At 65.8% G+C, this 14,362-nt stretch carries 16 protein-coding genes; 11 read left to right on the forward strand and 5 right to left on the reverse strand.

Features of this window, described 5'->3' with window-relative positions:
- Window positions 1-144: 144 nt before the first annotated feature.
- Window positions 145-1,020, reverse strand: a complete 876-nt coding sequence (locus ACOJTD_RS16275) for an SDR family oxidoreductase (RefSeq protein WP_420133931.1) — start codon at window positions 1,018-1,020, stop codon at window positions 145-147.
- 80 nt (window positions 1,021-1,100) lie between these two features.
- On the opposite strand from ACOJTD_RS16275, the gene ACOJTD_RS16280 reads away from it, so the two are divergent.
- Both ACOJTD_RS16280 and parC read left to right on the forward strand, forming a co-directional pair.
- A complete protein-coding gene (locus ACOJTD_RS16280) occupies window positions 1,101-1,589 on the forward strand; it encodes a winged helix-turn-helix transcriptional regulator (RefSeq protein WP_420133932.1) in 489 nt (162 codons plus the stop codon).
- A gap of 9 nt (window positions 1,590-1,598) precedes the next feature.
- Entirely contained in the window at window positions 1,599-3,860 is a 2,262-nt protein-coding gene (parC, locus tag ACOJTD_RS16285; RefSeq protein ID WP_420133933.1) for a DNA topoisomerase IV subunit A, read from the forward strand.
- 22 nt (window positions 3,861-3,882) lie between these two features.
- Here parC and ACOJTD_RS16290 read toward each other — a convergent pair whose 3' ends face one another.
- Window positions 3,883-4,077, reverse strand: a complete 195-nt coding sequence (locus ACOJTD_RS16290) for a hypothetical protein (protein ID WP_420133934.1) — start codon at window positions 4,075-4,077, stop codon at window positions 3,883-3,885.
- A 237-nt stretch (window positions 4,078-4,314) separates the two neighbouring features.
- Here ACOJTD_RS16290 and ACOJTD_RS16295 point away from each other — a divergent pair, with 237 nt between their 5' ends.
- A complete protein-coding gene (locus tag ACOJTD_RS16295) occupies window positions 4,315-5,685 on the forward strand; it encodes an Nramp family divalent metal transporter (RefSeq protein ID WP_420133935.1) in 1,371 nt (456 codons plus the stop codon).
- Window positions 5,686-5,695: 10 nt separating this feature from the next.
- Here ACOJTD_RS16295 and ACOJTD_RS16300 read toward each other — a convergent pair whose 3' ends face one another.
- From ACOJTD_RS16300 to hemB, 3 genes are all read right to left on the reverse strand, one after another.
- Complete coding sequence (locus ACOJTD_RS16300; protein WP_420133936.1) at window positions 5,696-6,469, reverse strand: arginyltransferase; 774 nt, start codon at window positions 6,467-6,469, stop codon at window positions 5,696-5,698.
- 74 nt (window positions 6,470-6,543) lie between these two features.
- Window positions 6,544-7,116: an RDD family protein gene (locus tag ACOJTD_RS16305; RefSeq protein ID WP_420133937.1), complete on the reverse strand. Its 573-nt coding sequence runs from the start codon at window positions 7,114-7,116 to the stop codon at window positions 6,544-6,546.
- Between the two features lie 405 nt (window positions 7,117-7,521).
- On the reverse strand, window positions 7,522-8,574 hold the full coding sequence (gene hemB / locus ACOJTD_RS16310) for a porphobilinogen synthase (protein WP_420133938.1): 1,053 nt from the start codon (window positions 8,572-8,574) through the stop codon (window positions 7,522-7,524).
- Between the two features lie 188 nt (window positions 8,575-8,762).
- Here hemB and ACOJTD_RS16315 point away from each other — a divergent pair, with 188 nt between their 5' ends.
- The 8 genes from ACOJTD_RS16315 (at window position 8,763) to ACOJTD_RS16350 (ending at window position 14,058) form a co-directional block, all read left to right on the forward strand.
- Window positions 8,763-9,233 carry a DUF6163 family protein gene (locus tag ACOJTD_RS16315; RefSeq protein ID WP_420133939.1) on the forward strand — a complete coding sequence of 157 codons (471 nt, stop codon included), beginning with the start codon at window positions 8,763-8,765 and terminating at the stop codon, window positions 9,231-9,233.
- A gap of 72 nt (window positions 9,234-9,305) precedes the next feature.
- Window positions 9,306-10,871: an AMP-binding protein gene (locus ACOJTD_RS16320; RefSeq protein ID WP_420133940.1), complete on the forward strand. Its 1,566-nt coding sequence runs from the start codon at window positions 9,306-9,308 to the stop codon at window positions 10,869-10,871.
- Between the two features lie 330 nt (window positions 10,872-11,201).
- Complete coding sequence (gene ldtR / locus ACOJTD_RS16325) at window positions 11,202-11,720, forward strand: transcriptional regulator LdtR (RefSeq protein WP_378391736.1); 519 nt, start codon at window positions 11,202-11,204, stop codon at window positions 11,718-11,720.
- Window positions 11,721-11,978: 258 nt separating this feature from the next.
- Window positions 11,979-12,179: a hypothetical protein gene (locus tag ACOJTD_RS16330; protein WP_420133941.1), complete on the forward strand. Its 201-nt coding sequence runs from the start codon at window positions 11,979-11,981 to the stop codon at window positions 12,177-12,179.
- 15 nt (window positions 12,180-12,194) lie between these two features.
- Complete coding sequence (locus ACOJTD_RS16335) at window positions 12,195-12,410, forward strand: hypothetical protein (protein WP_420133942.1); 216 nt, start codon at window positions 12,195-12,197, stop codon at window positions 12,408-12,410.
- Between the two features lie 12 nt (window positions 12,411-12,422).
- Window positions 12,423-12,980 (forward strand): DUF4142 domain-containing protein, encoded by a 558-nt coding sequence (locus ACOJTD_RS16340; RefSeq protein ID WP_420133943.1) that lies wholly within the window; start codon window positions 12,423-12,425, stop codon window positions 12,978-12,980.
- A 132-nt stretch (window positions 12,981-13,112) separates the two neighbouring features.
- Window positions 13,113-13,319: a hypothetical protein gene (locus ACOJTD_RS16345; protein ID WP_420133945.1), complete on the forward strand. Its 207-nt coding sequence runs from the start codon at window positions 13,113-13,115 to the stop codon at window positions 13,317-13,319.
- 112 nt (window positions 13,320-13,431) lie between these two features.
- A complete protein-coding gene (locus tag ACOJTD_RS16350; RefSeq protein ID WP_420133944.1) occupies window positions 13,432-14,058 on the forward strand; it encodes a glutathione S-transferase family protein in 627 nt (208 codons plus the stop codon).
- The last annotated feature ends 304 nt before the right edge of the window (window positions 14,059-14,362 follow it).

Consider the following 14,362-nt stretch of genomic DNA (forward strand, 5'->3'; position numbering starts at 1 on the left):
GCGCGCACCGCAACTTCATGCCGTGATCTTCGTCTCGGCCGTCGTCGTCATCGTGCTGGAGCAGCTCGCAGCTCCGCGGCGGAGCTTCAAGAAGGAGATGCGATCCGCCCTGTCCGAACTGGTGCGCGGCCTGGTCGGAAAGCGCTAGCGCGACGACGCCAAGGCGGCCGCGATCGGCGCCGCCAGCGGCGTCGTCGGGCGGCTGATCAGGTGGCCGAGTTCGCCGCTCGCATCATCCAGCGCGCCCTTGGCCGCCCCGGCATCGGAATCCGCGAGCAGAGCGGCGAACGGCTCGGGCAGGCCGGCGCCGACCAGGGCCGCCTTGTAGTCGGCTTCCGGCAGGTTCTGGTAGGCCACGGTCTTGCCGCTCTGCCGGCTCAGCTCTGCTGCGAACTCGGCAAGCGTGTAGGGGGCATCGCCCGCCAGCTCGTAGGTGCGGCCAGCCTGCTGCGTGTCCGCGGTCAGCACCTTGGCGGCGGCGTCGGCATAGTCGGCGCGCGCGGCCGAAGCGATCCGGCCGTCGCCGGCGCTGCCGAGCATCACGCCGTGTGCGAGCGCCGCCGGGATCGATGCCGCGTAGTTCTCGGTGTACCAGCCGTTGCGGAGCAGGGCGTAGGGGACGCCGGAGGCTTTCAGCGCTGCTTCGGTCTGGCGATGTTCATCGGCCAGTCCGAGCGGCGACGTGTCGGCGTGCAGCAGGCTGGTATAGGCGAGCAGCTTGACGCCGGCCTGTTTGGCGGCCTCGATCGCGTTGCGGTGCTGGACGGCGCGCTGGCCGATCTCGCTCGAGGAGATCAGCAGCGCCCGGTCGACGCCGGCGAAAGCCGCCGTAAGGGTCTCCGGGCGGCCGTAGTCGCCCTTGTGGACGTGAAGGCCGCGGGCGGCGAACTCGGCGGCGGCCTTATCGCCGCGCACCAGCACGCCGATCTGGGAGGCCGGGACGATCTTGAGCAGGCCGTCGATGACGAGCCGGCCGAGCTGGCCGCTGGCGCCGGTGACAAGGAAACGGGAAGCGGACATCAGGATCTCCTGGTGGTTTTCGATTGAGGGTAGGTCTATAATGGAGACCTTCAGTCGGCCGCGTAAGGAGGCAGTATTTCGTGACAAGGTCACCTGCAGATAACCTCGCTGTGGCCGCGCACCGCGCCACATTGACCGGCCGCTACGCCGCCTGGCGCGAGCTCGGCTTCGACGCGTCGCGCTGCCCGGTGCGCAACGTGCTGGATCACCTCGGCAGTAAATGGAGCACGCTGCTGCTTATCGCGCTTGCAGAAAAGCCGATGCGATTCAATGCGTTGTTGCGCGATGTTCCAGACATTTCGAAGCGGATGCTGACCCAGACGCTGCGCGATCTGGAGCGCGATGGGCTCGTGTCGCGGCAGGTGTTTCCGACCAAGCCGCCCAGCGTCGAATACCGGCTGTCGCCGATGGGCGAGTCCGTGCTGGGGCCGCTGACGGCGCTGGTCGGCTGGGCCGAGCAGCATTTCCCCGACATCGAGCAGTCGCGGGCTCGTTTCGATGGCGGGGAAGACGCCTTGGCTGCGCCGGAAGGCCGGGTTGCGCTTGCTCCGGTCCCGGCCGGGAGCTAATGCCTCGCCATGGGAAAAAGATTGATTCCGCCGGAGCCGGCCGAGATCCACGAGGTGCAGCTTCGCGAGGCGCTGGAAGAGCGCTACCTCGCTTACGCGCTCTCGACCATCATGCATCGCGCCTTGCCGGACGCCCGCGACGGGCTGAAGCCGGTGCATCGTCGCATCCTTTATGGCATGCGGCTGCTGCGGCTCGATCCCGGCACGCCGTTCAAGAAATCCGCCAAGATCGTCGGCGACGTGATGGGCTCGTTCCATCCGCACGGCGACCAGTCGATCTACGACGCGCTGGTGCGCCTCGCCCAGGACTTCTCGTCGCGCTACCCGCTGGTCGACGGCCAGGGCAATTTCGGCAATATCGACGGCGATAATCCGGCCGCCTATCGCTACACCGAAGCGCGCATGACCGACGTCGCGCGCCTGCTGCTCGAAGGCATCGACGAGGACGGCGTCGCGTTTCGGCCGAACTACGACGGCCAGGCCAAGGAGCCGGTCGTGCTGCCCGGCGGCTTCCCGAATCTGCTCGCCAACGGCGCGCAGGGTATCGCGGTCGGCATGGCCACTGCGATCCCGCCGCACAACGCCGCCGAGCTGTGCGACGCCGCGCTGCATCTGATCGAAAAGCCAGACGCCAAGTCGAAGGCGCTGCTGCGCTTCGTCAAGGGACCCGACTTCCCGACCGGCGGCATCATCATCGACTCCAAGGAAAGCATCGCCGAAGCCTACACCACGGGCCGCGGTGCCTTCCGCACCCGCGCCAAGTGGGCCCAGGAAGAGGGCGCGCGCGGCACCTGGACGGTGGTGGTGACAGAGATCCCGTGGCTGGTGCAGAAGTCGCGGCTGATCGAGAAGATCGCCGAACTGCTCAACGAGAAGAAGCTGCCGCTGGTCGGTGACATCCGCGACGAGTCCGCCGAGGACGTGCGCATCGTCATCGAGCCGAAGTCGCGCGCGGTCGATCCGGCGCTGATGATGGAGTCGCTGTTCCGGCTGACCGAGCTGGAGAGCCGGATTCCGCTGAACCTCAACGTGCTGGTCGGTGGCCGCATCCCCAAGGTGCTCGGCCTCGCCGAATGCCTGCGCGAATGGCTCGACCATCTGCGCGACGTGTTGCTGCGGCGTTCGAACTATCGCAAGACGCAGATCGAGCATCGCCTCGAAGTGCTCGGCGGCTACCTGATCGCGTACCTGAACATCGACGAAGTGATCAGGATCATCCGCACCGAGGACGAGCCCAAGCCGGTGTTGATGAAGACCTTTGATCTCACCGAGATCCAGGCCGAGGCGATCCTCAACATGCGGCTGCGCAGCTTGCGCAAGCTCGAAGAGTTCGAGATCAAGAAGGAAGACAAGGAGCTTCGTGCCGAGCTCAAGGGCATCAACGCGGTCCTGAAGTCCGAGACCGAGCAGTGGGCCAAGGTCGGCGAGCAGGTTCGCAAGGTCCGCGAGATGTTCGGGCCGAAGACGCCGCTCGGCAAGCGCCGCACGCAGTTCGCCGACGCGCCCGAGCACGATCTCGCGGCGATCGAGGAGGCCTTCGTCGAGCGCGAGCCGGTGACGGTGGTGATCTCCGACAAGGGCTGGGTGCGCACGCTGAAGGGCCACGTCGAGGATCTGTCGGGACTGAACTTCAAGCAGGACGACAAGCTCGGCCAGTCGTTCTTCGCCGAGACCACCTCGAAGCTGCTGCTGCTGGCCACCAACGGCCGGTTCTACGCGCTCGACGTCGCCAAGCTGCCGGGCGGCCGCGGCCATGGCGAGCCGATCCGCATGTTCATCGATATGGAGCAGGACGCGGCGATCGTCACCGTGTTCGTGCATAAGGGCGGCCGCAAATTCCTGATCGCCAGCCATGACGGCCAGGGCTTCGTCGTCAACGAGGACGAGTGCGTCGGCTCGACCCGCAAGGGCAAGCAGATCCTCAACGTCGACATGCCGAACGAGGCGCGGGCGCTGACCGTGGTGGGCGAGGGCGCCGATCAGGTCGCGGTGATCGGCGATAATCGCAAGATGCTGATCTTCCCGCTCGATCAGGTGCCGGAGATGGCGCGCGGCCGCGGTGTGCGGCTGCAGAAGTACAAGGACGGGGGGCTGTCGGACATCGTCACCTTCGTGGCGAAGGAAGGTCTCGGCTGGCGCGACTCCGCCGGCCGCGAGTTCAGCGCCACGATCAAGGAGCTGGCGGAATGGCGCGGCAACCGCGCCGACGCCGGCCGGCTGCCGCCGAAGGGCTTCCCGAAGTCGAACAAGTTCGGCCGCGGCATCGAGTGATCGCCGCCGGCGCGGCGATCGATTATTTCGACATCGGGGCGCTCGCCGGCGGCGGCGCCAGGCCGGGATGGCGGTTCGGCTTCAGCGTGTCGACGTAGAACGACGCGCCGCCGACCAGCACGACGCACAAGAAGTACACGACATAGGCCTGCGGGGGCTTGGTGGCCCACCGCAGCAGGCCGCCGAGCGAAAGGGACTGGTCAGACTGGTTCTGCATGGGCGGCGTTGTGCGCGAAATCACGCGCCAGGAAAAGCTGGAAATGCGGGCGGCGGCTCGGGTGCGCGTCGTCGGGGTGTCGGCGGCTGCCTAACGAACCAGCGTGCCCATTGAATCCGCACTCCGCTAGCTGGGTACCTCCAAAGCCACGCGAATCTAGGATCAAATGGAAAGGTAGTCGGTTCTTGCTTTTGCAAATCACTTGCAAGAAGGATCGAGATCATCCAATCTGATCACATGGACGCACGCACGCCTGGATCTCGCCCGGATCTGCCGCTTCCGCCCGAGGGGCAGGCGGGCTGGCGGTCTGCGCGTGGTGAGCCGTCGCTTGTCGGGATGTTCGGGTCGGTGCAGGCGCGGGCGAGCGGCTCGTTCGGCCGCAAGCTGCTGGCATTTCTCGGGCCGGGCTATCTCGTCGCTGTCGGCTACATGGACCCGGGCAACTGGGCGACCTCGCTCGCCGGCGGTTCGAAGTTCGGCTACGCGCTGCTGACGGTCGCGCTGGTCTCGAACATCATGGCGGTGATCCTGCAATCGCTGTGCACGCGGCTCGGCGTCGGCGCAGGGCGCGACCTGGCGCAGGCGTGCCGCGACGCCTTTCCGCGCTGGGTATCGTGGCCGCTGTGGCTGTCGGCCGAGATCGCCATCACGGCCACCGACCTTGCCGAAGTCATCGGCACCGCGATCGGACTCAATCTGCTGTTCGGCATTCCGCTCGAACTTGGCGTGCTGATCACCGCCGCCGATGTGTTCTTAGTTCTGGCACTGCAGGCGTTCGGCTTCCGCTGGATCGAGGCGTTCGTGGTGGCGCTGCTCGGCGTCATCGCCGCGTGTTTCGCGATCCAGATCGCGATGGCCGATCCGGACTGGGGCGGGGTGATCCGCGGCTTTGCGCCGACCACCGAGATCTTCAAGAACAGCGAGATGCTGTATCTGGCGCTCGGCATCCTCGGCGCGACGGTGATGCCGCACAATCTGTATCTGCATTCCGGTCTGGTGCAGACGCGTGGCTATCGCGACGACGTGCCGTCGAAGCGCGAGGCGATCAAGCTCGCCACGGTGGACTCGACGCTGGCGCTATGTCTGGCGCTGACCATCAACGCCTCGATTCTGATCCTGGCGGCGGCGACTTTCCATCACGCCGGCAAGACCGACGTCGCCGAGCTCGACCAGGCTCATGCCTTCCTGGCGCCGCTGCTCGGCTCGACGCTGGCGCCGACGCTGTTCGGCATTGCGCTCTTGTGCTGCGGCCTCAACTCGACGATCACCGCGACGCTCGCCGGCCAGATCGTCATGGAGGGCTTCATCCAGTTCAAGATGAAGCCCTGGCTGCGCCGCATGATTACCCGGATGATCGCGATCGTGCCGGCGGTCGGCGTCACGATGTGGGCCGGCGAGAAGGCGACCGGGCAGCTCTTGATCCTCAGTCAGGTGGTGCTGAGTTTGCAGTTGCCGTTCGCGGTGGTGCCGCTGGTGCTGTTCACCGCCAGCCGCGCCAAGATGGGCGTGTTCGTCGCCCCGCGCTGGCTGACCGCGTCGGCCGCGGTCATCGCGGTGATCATCATCGCGCTCAACATGAAGCTGGTCTACGACTTCGCGGCGGGGTGATCGCGGCGCGTCAGTCCTGCGGCTCGGGATACTCGCCGCTGGCGTCGACGCGGATCCAGCCGCTTGAGGCGAGACGTTGCTGCGGCAGGTAGCGGCCCTTGTAGTCCATCTTCTTCGAGCCTTCGATCCAGTAGCCGAGATAGACGTAGGGCAGGCCGAGGCGGCGGGCGCGGGCGATGTGGTCGAGGATCATGAAGGTGCCGAGCGAACGGCTCTGCTCGCCGGGCTCGTAGAACGAGTACACCATCGACAGTCCGTCATTGAGCACGTCGGTCAGCGCCGCCGCGATCAGGTCGCCGCCGCGGCCGGTGATGCCGGTGTCCACGGTGCGCTTGCGATACTCGATGATGCGGGTCTGAACGTGACTGTCCTCGACCATCATCGCGTAGTCCAGCACGGTCATGTCGGCCATGCCGCCGTTGCGATGGCGTTGATCCAGATAGGCGCGGAACACCGAATACTGCTCGGAGGTCGGCACCGGATTGCGCTGCTCGCCGATGATGTCGGCGTTGCGGGCGAGGATCTTGCGCTGGTTGCGCGACGGGCGGAATTCGTTGGCGATTACCCGGACCGAGACGCAGGATCGGCACTGGTCGCAGGCTGGACGGTAGGCGATCGACTGGCTGCGACGGAAACCGCCATGGGTCAGCAGATCGTTCAGCTCGCCGGCTTTGTTGCCGACGAGATGGGTGAACACTTTGCGCTCGTGCCGGCCCGGAAGGTACGGGCACGGCGAGGGGGCCGTCAGATAGAACTGCGGGGTGTCGCGCGAGTGCTGAGTCACGTCGGTCCGTTCAATCTCCAACGCGGTCCAGCATCGCGCCCCGGCCGGCTCCGGTCAATCGGTTTGGCGACCCGTCACGGGCGGGCCGGCTCGGCGGCCAGCGCCGTGCTGTTGATAATCACGGTTCCGAGCACGATGTCGTGCAGCAGCCGGCGGCGGCCGTTGAACAGGCCGACGAGCAGCACCAGCGGCGACAGCGCCGAGACCGACAGCCAGAACAGGAAGGCGTGCACCGCGCCGAGCACGAAATAACCGGGCTCGCCGGTCCACGTGACCAGCTCGATGCCGAGCGCCCGCATGCCGAGGGTCGCCGAATGCGGCCCGCCGAGCGAGGCGCCGTAATACACCAGCGCCCAGATCACCGAGGCCGGCGACACGATCCAGAACAGCGTCCAGCCGAGGCCCAGCGTCACCACGCCGAACACCGCGATGAACACGCAGGCAAGAATCACCGGCACCGACAATACGACGACGTCGATCAGGAACGCGAAGACCCGCTTGGTCAGCACGCCCTGGAACAGTTCGGGATTGCGCCAGGGATCGAACGCGGCGGGCTGGTCATAGCCGCCACGCGCCTCATCGGCACGCGAGCCGCCGCTCCGCCAGCCGGCGTTCGGACCGGACCCGTTCGAACCATAGTCAGACATCACCGCGCTCCCGCTTGCAAAATGGCGACGCGGTTCGACATGGCGACGGCACAGGCCCGCCGCAAGCCCGCCGCGACATTACAGTGCGGCAATCCGGGGTGGTCGCGGCGAACGATCAGCGCGCACAGCCTTATGGCGGTGAGGCAGGCCTCATGGAAATGGCTCGAGAGCTTCCATCAGTCGGTGATGAGCTGCCGACTGTCAGGCGGCGCTCGCACCGCCGGTCATGCGCTGGCTCGTCCCGGGCTCCATGCCTTGGCGCCTGACGTTCGTGGAAAATGCGAATGGCCGGGACGAGCCCGGCCATGACGCAAATTGATGAGCAGCTGAAGCGATCAGGGCTCAGCACGACGTTGGACCGCTTCGCCTCCGGCCCGTGATGATGGCTCGGCCGCCTCCGGCGACTCAGCCCTGCTGGCGCAGCTTCTCCGCCGCCTGCGGGGCGAAGTAGGTGAGGACGCCGTCGGCGCCGGCGCGCTTGAAGGCGAGCAGGCTTTCCAGCATCGCGCGGTCGCCATCGAGCCAGCCGTTATTGGCGGCGGCGGCGATCATCGCGTATTCGCCCGACACCTGATAGGCGAAGGTCGGCACCGCAAAAGTTTCCTTCACGCGGCGGACGATGTCGAGATACGGCATGCCGGGCTTCACCATCACCATGTCGGCGCCTTCGGCGAGATCGAGTTCGACTTCGCGAATCGCTTCGTCGGTGTTGGCCGGGTCCATCTGATAGGTACGCTTGTCGCCGGTCAGCGCCTTGGCCGATCCGATCGCGTCGCGGAACGGGCCGTAGAACGCCGACGCGTACTTCGCCGCATAGGCCATGATCTGCACGTCGAGGAAGCCCGCAGCATCGAGAGCTTCGCGGATCGCGCCGATGCGGCCGTCCATCATGTCGGACGGGGCGATCACGTCGCAGCCGGCCTCGGCCTGCACCAGCGACTGCTTGACCAGCACCGCGACGGTTTCGTCGTTGAGGATGCGGCCGTCCTGGATCAAGCCGTCATGGCCATGGCTGGTGAACGGATCGAGCGCGACATCGCACAGCACGCCGAGATCCGGGAACTCCTTCTTGATGGCGCGCACGGTGCGGCACACCAGGTTATCGGCGTTGGTGGCCTCGGTGCCTTCCTCGTCACGCAGCGAGGGCTCGGTGTAGGGGAATAGCGCCACGCAGGGGATGTCGAGCTTGGCGGCGCGTTCAGCGGCGCGCACCACCTGGTCGATGCTGAGCCGTTCGACGCCCGGCATCGAATTGATCGGCGCGCGCTTGTTGTCGCCATCGATCACAAACATCGGCCAGATCAGGTCGTCGGTGGTCAGCACGTTCTCGCGGACGAGGCGGCGGGCCCATTCGCTCTTGCGATTGCGCCGCGGGCGCACGGTCAGGTCGAGCGACGGGGCGGACGGCCGGATGGCGGGCTCCCGAACTTCGATAGGACGGCCGAATTTGATCGCCATAGTGCCAACTCTCCCTGCAGGCGTCCGGTTTCGCGCATCAAGCTAGCATTTTGACATTGCCGCGTCACTGCGCTGTTGATTTGGCGCAATCGCGGCGCAGCACGCGCCATCACAGGCGATTGATTTTGCCGCCCCGGCGGGCCAAGACTCCTGCCGCACTGCGATCGACCACCCGAGTCCGGAGCCGTATGACCGAGATCCAACCCACGTCGCGTGAACAGCCGCCGCGAGATTCCGCGGTCGGCGTCGCCGCGATCGCGCCTAAGCGCGACGAGCAGCATGAGAACGACTGGACCCAGCGTCTGGTGCTGTTCCTGCGCGTGATGGCGGTGATCTCGATCTGCAAGGGCCTGTATCACTGGGCGCAGATCACCGGCTTCATCGGCGCCGAGGACGACGCCTTCGAAGTCCAGTCGATGGCCTGGCAGACCGCCACCGTTTATTTCGCCGTGATCGAACTGGTGGCGGCGATTGGCTTGTGGCTGGCGACGCCGTGGGGCGCGGTGGTCTGGCTGACCACCGTGGTGTCGATGGCGGTGATCGAGCTGATGTTTCCGGCGATCTATGGCGGCAGCCTGCTGATCGTCTCGATCGAGGCGCTGCTGCTGGCGGCTTATCTGGCGCTGGCGTGGATGGCGGCACGCGAACGACCGCCATAGCGGAGTCCGCCGCGACGCGCCGAACGGCCGCGCGGCCCATCACAAGCAATCAACAACAACGGGGAGGACATCATGGACCAGCTTCATTCGGGTGGAACGGGCGGCAGCCTGATCGTCAACGCGATCGCGCGCTATGGCGACAGGCCGGCGATCGCCGACGACAACACGCGCTGGACCTATCGCGAATTGGGCGAGGCGGTCGGCCGCTTCATCACGCTGTTTCGCGCCGTCGGGCTGACGAAGGGCAGTGCGCTGTCGATCCTGTCGTCGAACCGTGCCGAGTCCTGGGCGGCGATCTCGGCCGCGACCGTGATGGGGCTGCGCTACACGCCGCTGCATCCGATGGCTGCCGAGGACGACCACGCCTTCATCATCGAAGACGCCGAGATCGATGCGCTGATCGTCGAGAACGGCAAGTTCGCGGCGCGCGGCCTCGCCATCCGGGCCCGTGTGCCCGGGCTGAAGCAACTGCTGTCGTTCGGCCCGGTCGAAGGCGCTCGCGACCTGCTCGAAGGTTTCGCCGGTGTCGAGCCGGCGCCGCTGGTCGACGAGAGCGTCACTTCCGATATTGCCTGGCTGGCCTACACCGGCGGCACCACGGGCCGCTCCAAGGGCGTGATGATCCCGCACCGCGCGCTGACCACGATGGCGGCGCTGCTGTATGCGGACTGGGATTGGCCGGCCGAGATCCGCTATCTCGCCGCCACGCCGATCAGCCACGCTGCGGGCGTCACCGTCTATCCGGTGATGATGCGTGGCGGCTTCACGCGGCTGGTGCCCGGCTTCGAAATCGAGTCGTATTGCCGTGTGGTCGCCGAGGACAAGATCACCGCGGTGTTCCTCGTGCCGACGCTGATCTACGCGCTGATCGACGCCAAGGAGGTGAGGGCGCGCCACGATCTGTCGTCGCTCGACATGATCGTCTACGGCGCCGCGCCGATGTCGCCGGACCGGTTGCGCGAGGGCATGGCGATCTTCGGCAAGATCTTCGTGCAGCTCTACGGCCAGACCGAAGCGCCGCAATGCATCACCACGATGCGCAAGATCGATCATGACGACAGCAAGCCGGGCCGGCTCGGCAGTTGCGGTCGGCCCAACCCGCTGGTCGACGTCAAGCTGCTCGACAGCGAGCTGCGCGAGGTCGGCATCGGCGAGCCCGGCGAGATCTGCGTGCGCGGCACGCTGGTGATGGACGGCTACTGGAAGCGGCCCGAAGCGACCGCCGAAGCCTTCCGCGGCGGCTGGCTGCACACCGGCGACGTCGCCGTGAAGGACGCCGACGGTTACTTGTATATCGTCGACCGCACCAAGGACATGATCATCTCCGGTGGCTTCAACATCTATCCGCGCGAAGTCGAGGATGCGCTGATGGCGCATCACGCCGTCGCATCCGCTGCGGTGATCGGCGTGCCCGACGAGAAGTGGGGCGAGGCGGTGAAGGCTTTCGTCGTGCTGAAGCCGGGCGCCAACAACGACGCCGCCGAGCTGCAGGCGCATGTGAAGGAGAAGCGCGGCGCGCCGTGGTCGCCGAAGTCGATCGACTTCGTCGACGCCATTCCTGTCACGGGTCTCGGCAAGATCGACCGCAAGGTGTTGCGCGCACCGTACTGGGAAGGACGCACGCGCGGGGTCGCGTAAGATTTTCGGAGAATTGTCGCCGGTAAGGTTCCGGTCACCTTAAACAGTTCGGTGAGGTCCGTTACGGGAATCTTTCGAATTGTAACGGAGCTGTTCTCAAATGCGACACGCGGGGTGATGAGGGCTCGGAATCGGCCCTCATCCGTCAATGAAACGTTGCGAGAAGTGCCCGATCTGCGGGCTTAATCCACGATTCACTGTCTTAAATTCATGATCTCTTTATCGTCTTATTTAAGCTGATGTTCAAAGCACCCCCTTAAGGTGGACCTATCAGACGAGACACAAGTTTCGTCGAATAAGTCGATCAAAAAAGACGACAGGGGAAGTGTCATGATCAAAGCCGTCGCCACGGCAGCCGAAACCGCCGCGCCCGCAGTTGCAGGTCAAGCGCCGGTCCAGCCGCTCTATCTGGAAGCCCTGACTCTGGTGGAGCGGCTGCACCGCCGGCTGCTCGACGTCATCAAGGACGAATTCGATCGCCGCGGTCGCGCTGATATCAACTCGGTGCAGGCGCTGCTGCTGTACAACATCGGCGACAAGGAGCTGACCGCGGGCGAACTGCGCACGCGCGGTTACTACCTCGGCTCGAACGTGTCGTACAATCTGAAGAAGCTGGTCGAGCTCGGCTTCCTCGATCATCAGCGTTCGCGCGTCGATCGCCGCTCGGTGCGGATCCGCCTGACCGCGCAGGGCCAGGAAGTCCGCCACATCGTCGACGCGCTGTATCAGAAGCACGTCAAGACGGTGGAGCAGGTCGGTGGCATTTCCAGCGAGGAGTTCGCCACGCTGAACAAGTCGCTGCACCGCCTCGAGCGTTTCTGGACCGACCAGATCCTGTATCGCCTCTGATCCCCGATCCGGGGGCGCGCCGACGCCAACCGGCGGCAAGCCGGACTGTCCGACGAAGACAGGCACGCGCGCTCCCTTGCGACCCTCCAGGTCAGTGTGTCGTCAACGGCTCCCGGCAACGGGAGCCGTTTTCTTGCTGCGCGCCTCCTTCTGCCTGCCTGTTTCGAAAACTGCCGAATATTCGACCGTCGGCGGAACTTTTCGCCGCGCTGCAACTTATGATCCCCGGAGAAGCTGCAAACTCTGGACGGGGACATCATGAACGTCGACGTGATCGGCCGGGCTTACGACATTGCCGCGAATTATCTGCGCCGGAGCGGGGCCATCGCCGACACCTCGGCGACCCACGATGCGCTGCTTCAGCTGATCGTCCAGATGTTTCATCGCGGCGAGCGCCATCCGATCAAGCTCGCCAACAAGGCGATTTCCATCTTCGAGGCCGCGAAGATCGCGGCCTGAGCAGAGAGGCACTTCATGCAACGAGCCATCGACCGCGTGATCCAGACGTACGGCCTGCTGACCAGCCAGGAAGCGGCCGAGCAGGCGAAGGTCAAGGTGGAAAACTACATCCGGAAGCTGTTCGAAGCCGGCGAGACCGACGATAATCGTCTCACGGTGTGCGGGCTGGTATATCTGCGCGAGCTCGACGGCAGCAACGATCCGGTGAAGGCGGGCTACACCGGCCTCTGAGGCAGGTTCACGATGATCCGATTGGTCGCCGGGCTGGTTGCAATCCTCCCGGCGATCGTCGTTTTTGCCGGTGCCATCGCCGGGTCGGAGACGCCGCGCAAGCGATCGCTGCTGGAAGATCTCGGCATCAAGCGGATGTTCGGTTGGCCGCCCAACGCCCATGACGTGCTCCGGCTGCTCCACGAATTCGATATGGTCCAGCTTCGCGCCGCCGCGCTGGCCGAGATCCGTGGAAATGACCAGATCCGGCAGTTCGCAACCGAACAGGCGGCGCGGGCGCAGCAGCGCGAGACGGCGATCGCCCGGCTGAACACCTTCGGACTGCTCAACATCGATTTCGCCTCCGACCCCAGCCTGGTCCGCCGCAACGAACTGGCGGGCCTCCAGGGCGCCGTTGGGCAGGCATTCCTGAGCGACTATCTGGCCAAGCAGCGCGACGACATCGACGACGCCATCGGCCTGCTGCGGCGCTATTTGCTGCATCCCGACAATGACGACGTCCGCCGCTTCGCCAAGCAGCAGCTGCCGGTGCTGGAAGAGACGCGCGAGGAGTTGCTGCGGCTGCAGTGATTGGCGTGCAGCCGGGAGGCGATCCGGGACGCTCGCTGTCAACCGGATTTCACGCCCGCCGGCGAAATTCATGCGCCGCCGTCGCCTTGGTAGGCTACAAGGCGGCTCGATATGCAGAAGCAAGGGCAGGGTATGGACAAGAAGGCGATGCGCGAGGAGGCCGAACGGCTGATGCGCGAGGCGATGGCCAACAAGAACGTCACGGTGAAGCAGGGCGACACCGTGATCATGGCGACCTGCGGCAAATGCGGCGCACCCAACAAGGTCAAGGCGCCGAAGGGCGTCACCCGCGTCGCCTATGCCTGCAAGGAATGCGGCGCCAAGCAGGAGACGCTCTAGGCTTTGCCCATGCGGCCCGGATCCAGCGCGCCGCGCAATCCGGGACCGCGCCCGAGACCGACCGTCCCATCCCAGCCGGCCGCCGCGCCGCGCAAGCTTCCCGGAGGCCGCCATGTTGACGCTTCACCACCTCAACGACAGCCGCTCGCAGCGCATCCTGTGGCTGCTGGAGGAGATCGGCGCGCCCTACGAGCTGAAGCGCTACCAGCGCGACGCCACCACCCGTCTCGCGCCACCCGAACTCGCCGCCGTGCACCCGCTCGGCAAGTCCCCGGTGATCACCGACGGTGACCTGACGCTCGTCGAGTCCGGCGCGATCGTCGACTACATCCTGCGTCGCTACGGCGCCGCCAGTGGCCTGCGCCCCGCCGAGGGGACGCGCGACTTCGAGGCCTATCAGGAATGGCTGCACTACGCCGAAGGCTCGGCGATGCTGCCGCTGATGCTCCAACTCTACACCAGCCGCCTGAAAGACGCCGTCGCGCCATTGCAGCCGCGCATCGACAGCGAAATTGCCAACCACCTCGGCTTCGTCGAAAGCGCCCTGAAAGGCCGCGACTACTTCGTCGGCGATGGCCTGACGGGCGCTGACATCATGATGAGCTTCGTCGCGGAAGTCGCCGGGTCTTTTGGGAAGCTGGGGGCTTATCCGGCACTTGCGGCTTGGATCGGGCGGATGCACGCACGACCGGCGTTTCGGCGGAGCGTGGAGAAGGCTGGGGCTTATCGGATGGCGTGAGCTGAAAATCGCGCTTCCGTGGTGTCCAACTCGGCCTCGCCGACAGGATAACAAACTAAGTCACAGCTACTGAAATTTGATATCGGGATTGAGATCGTCTGACACGGGCGGCGCGGTGCGTCGCGATGTGATACTTCCGGTATCAAAGCTTGACGATACCCGTCGGGCCGTAGTCCGTCTCCGGGGTCGCTGCTAATACGCGCTGCCAGTCGATCGGCGCGGGGCTGGCGCCGCTCGACTTTGTCGGGCGCGGGTTGTGAGGGCGCGTGCGCGGCCGCCGGGCGTGGCGACGGACCGGCCCGTA

This window comes from Rhodopseudomonas sp. (assembly GCF_048594845.1).
Classification (GTDB): Bacteria; Pseudomonadota; Alphaproteobacteria; order Rhizobiales; family Xanthobacteraceae; genus Rhodopseudomonas.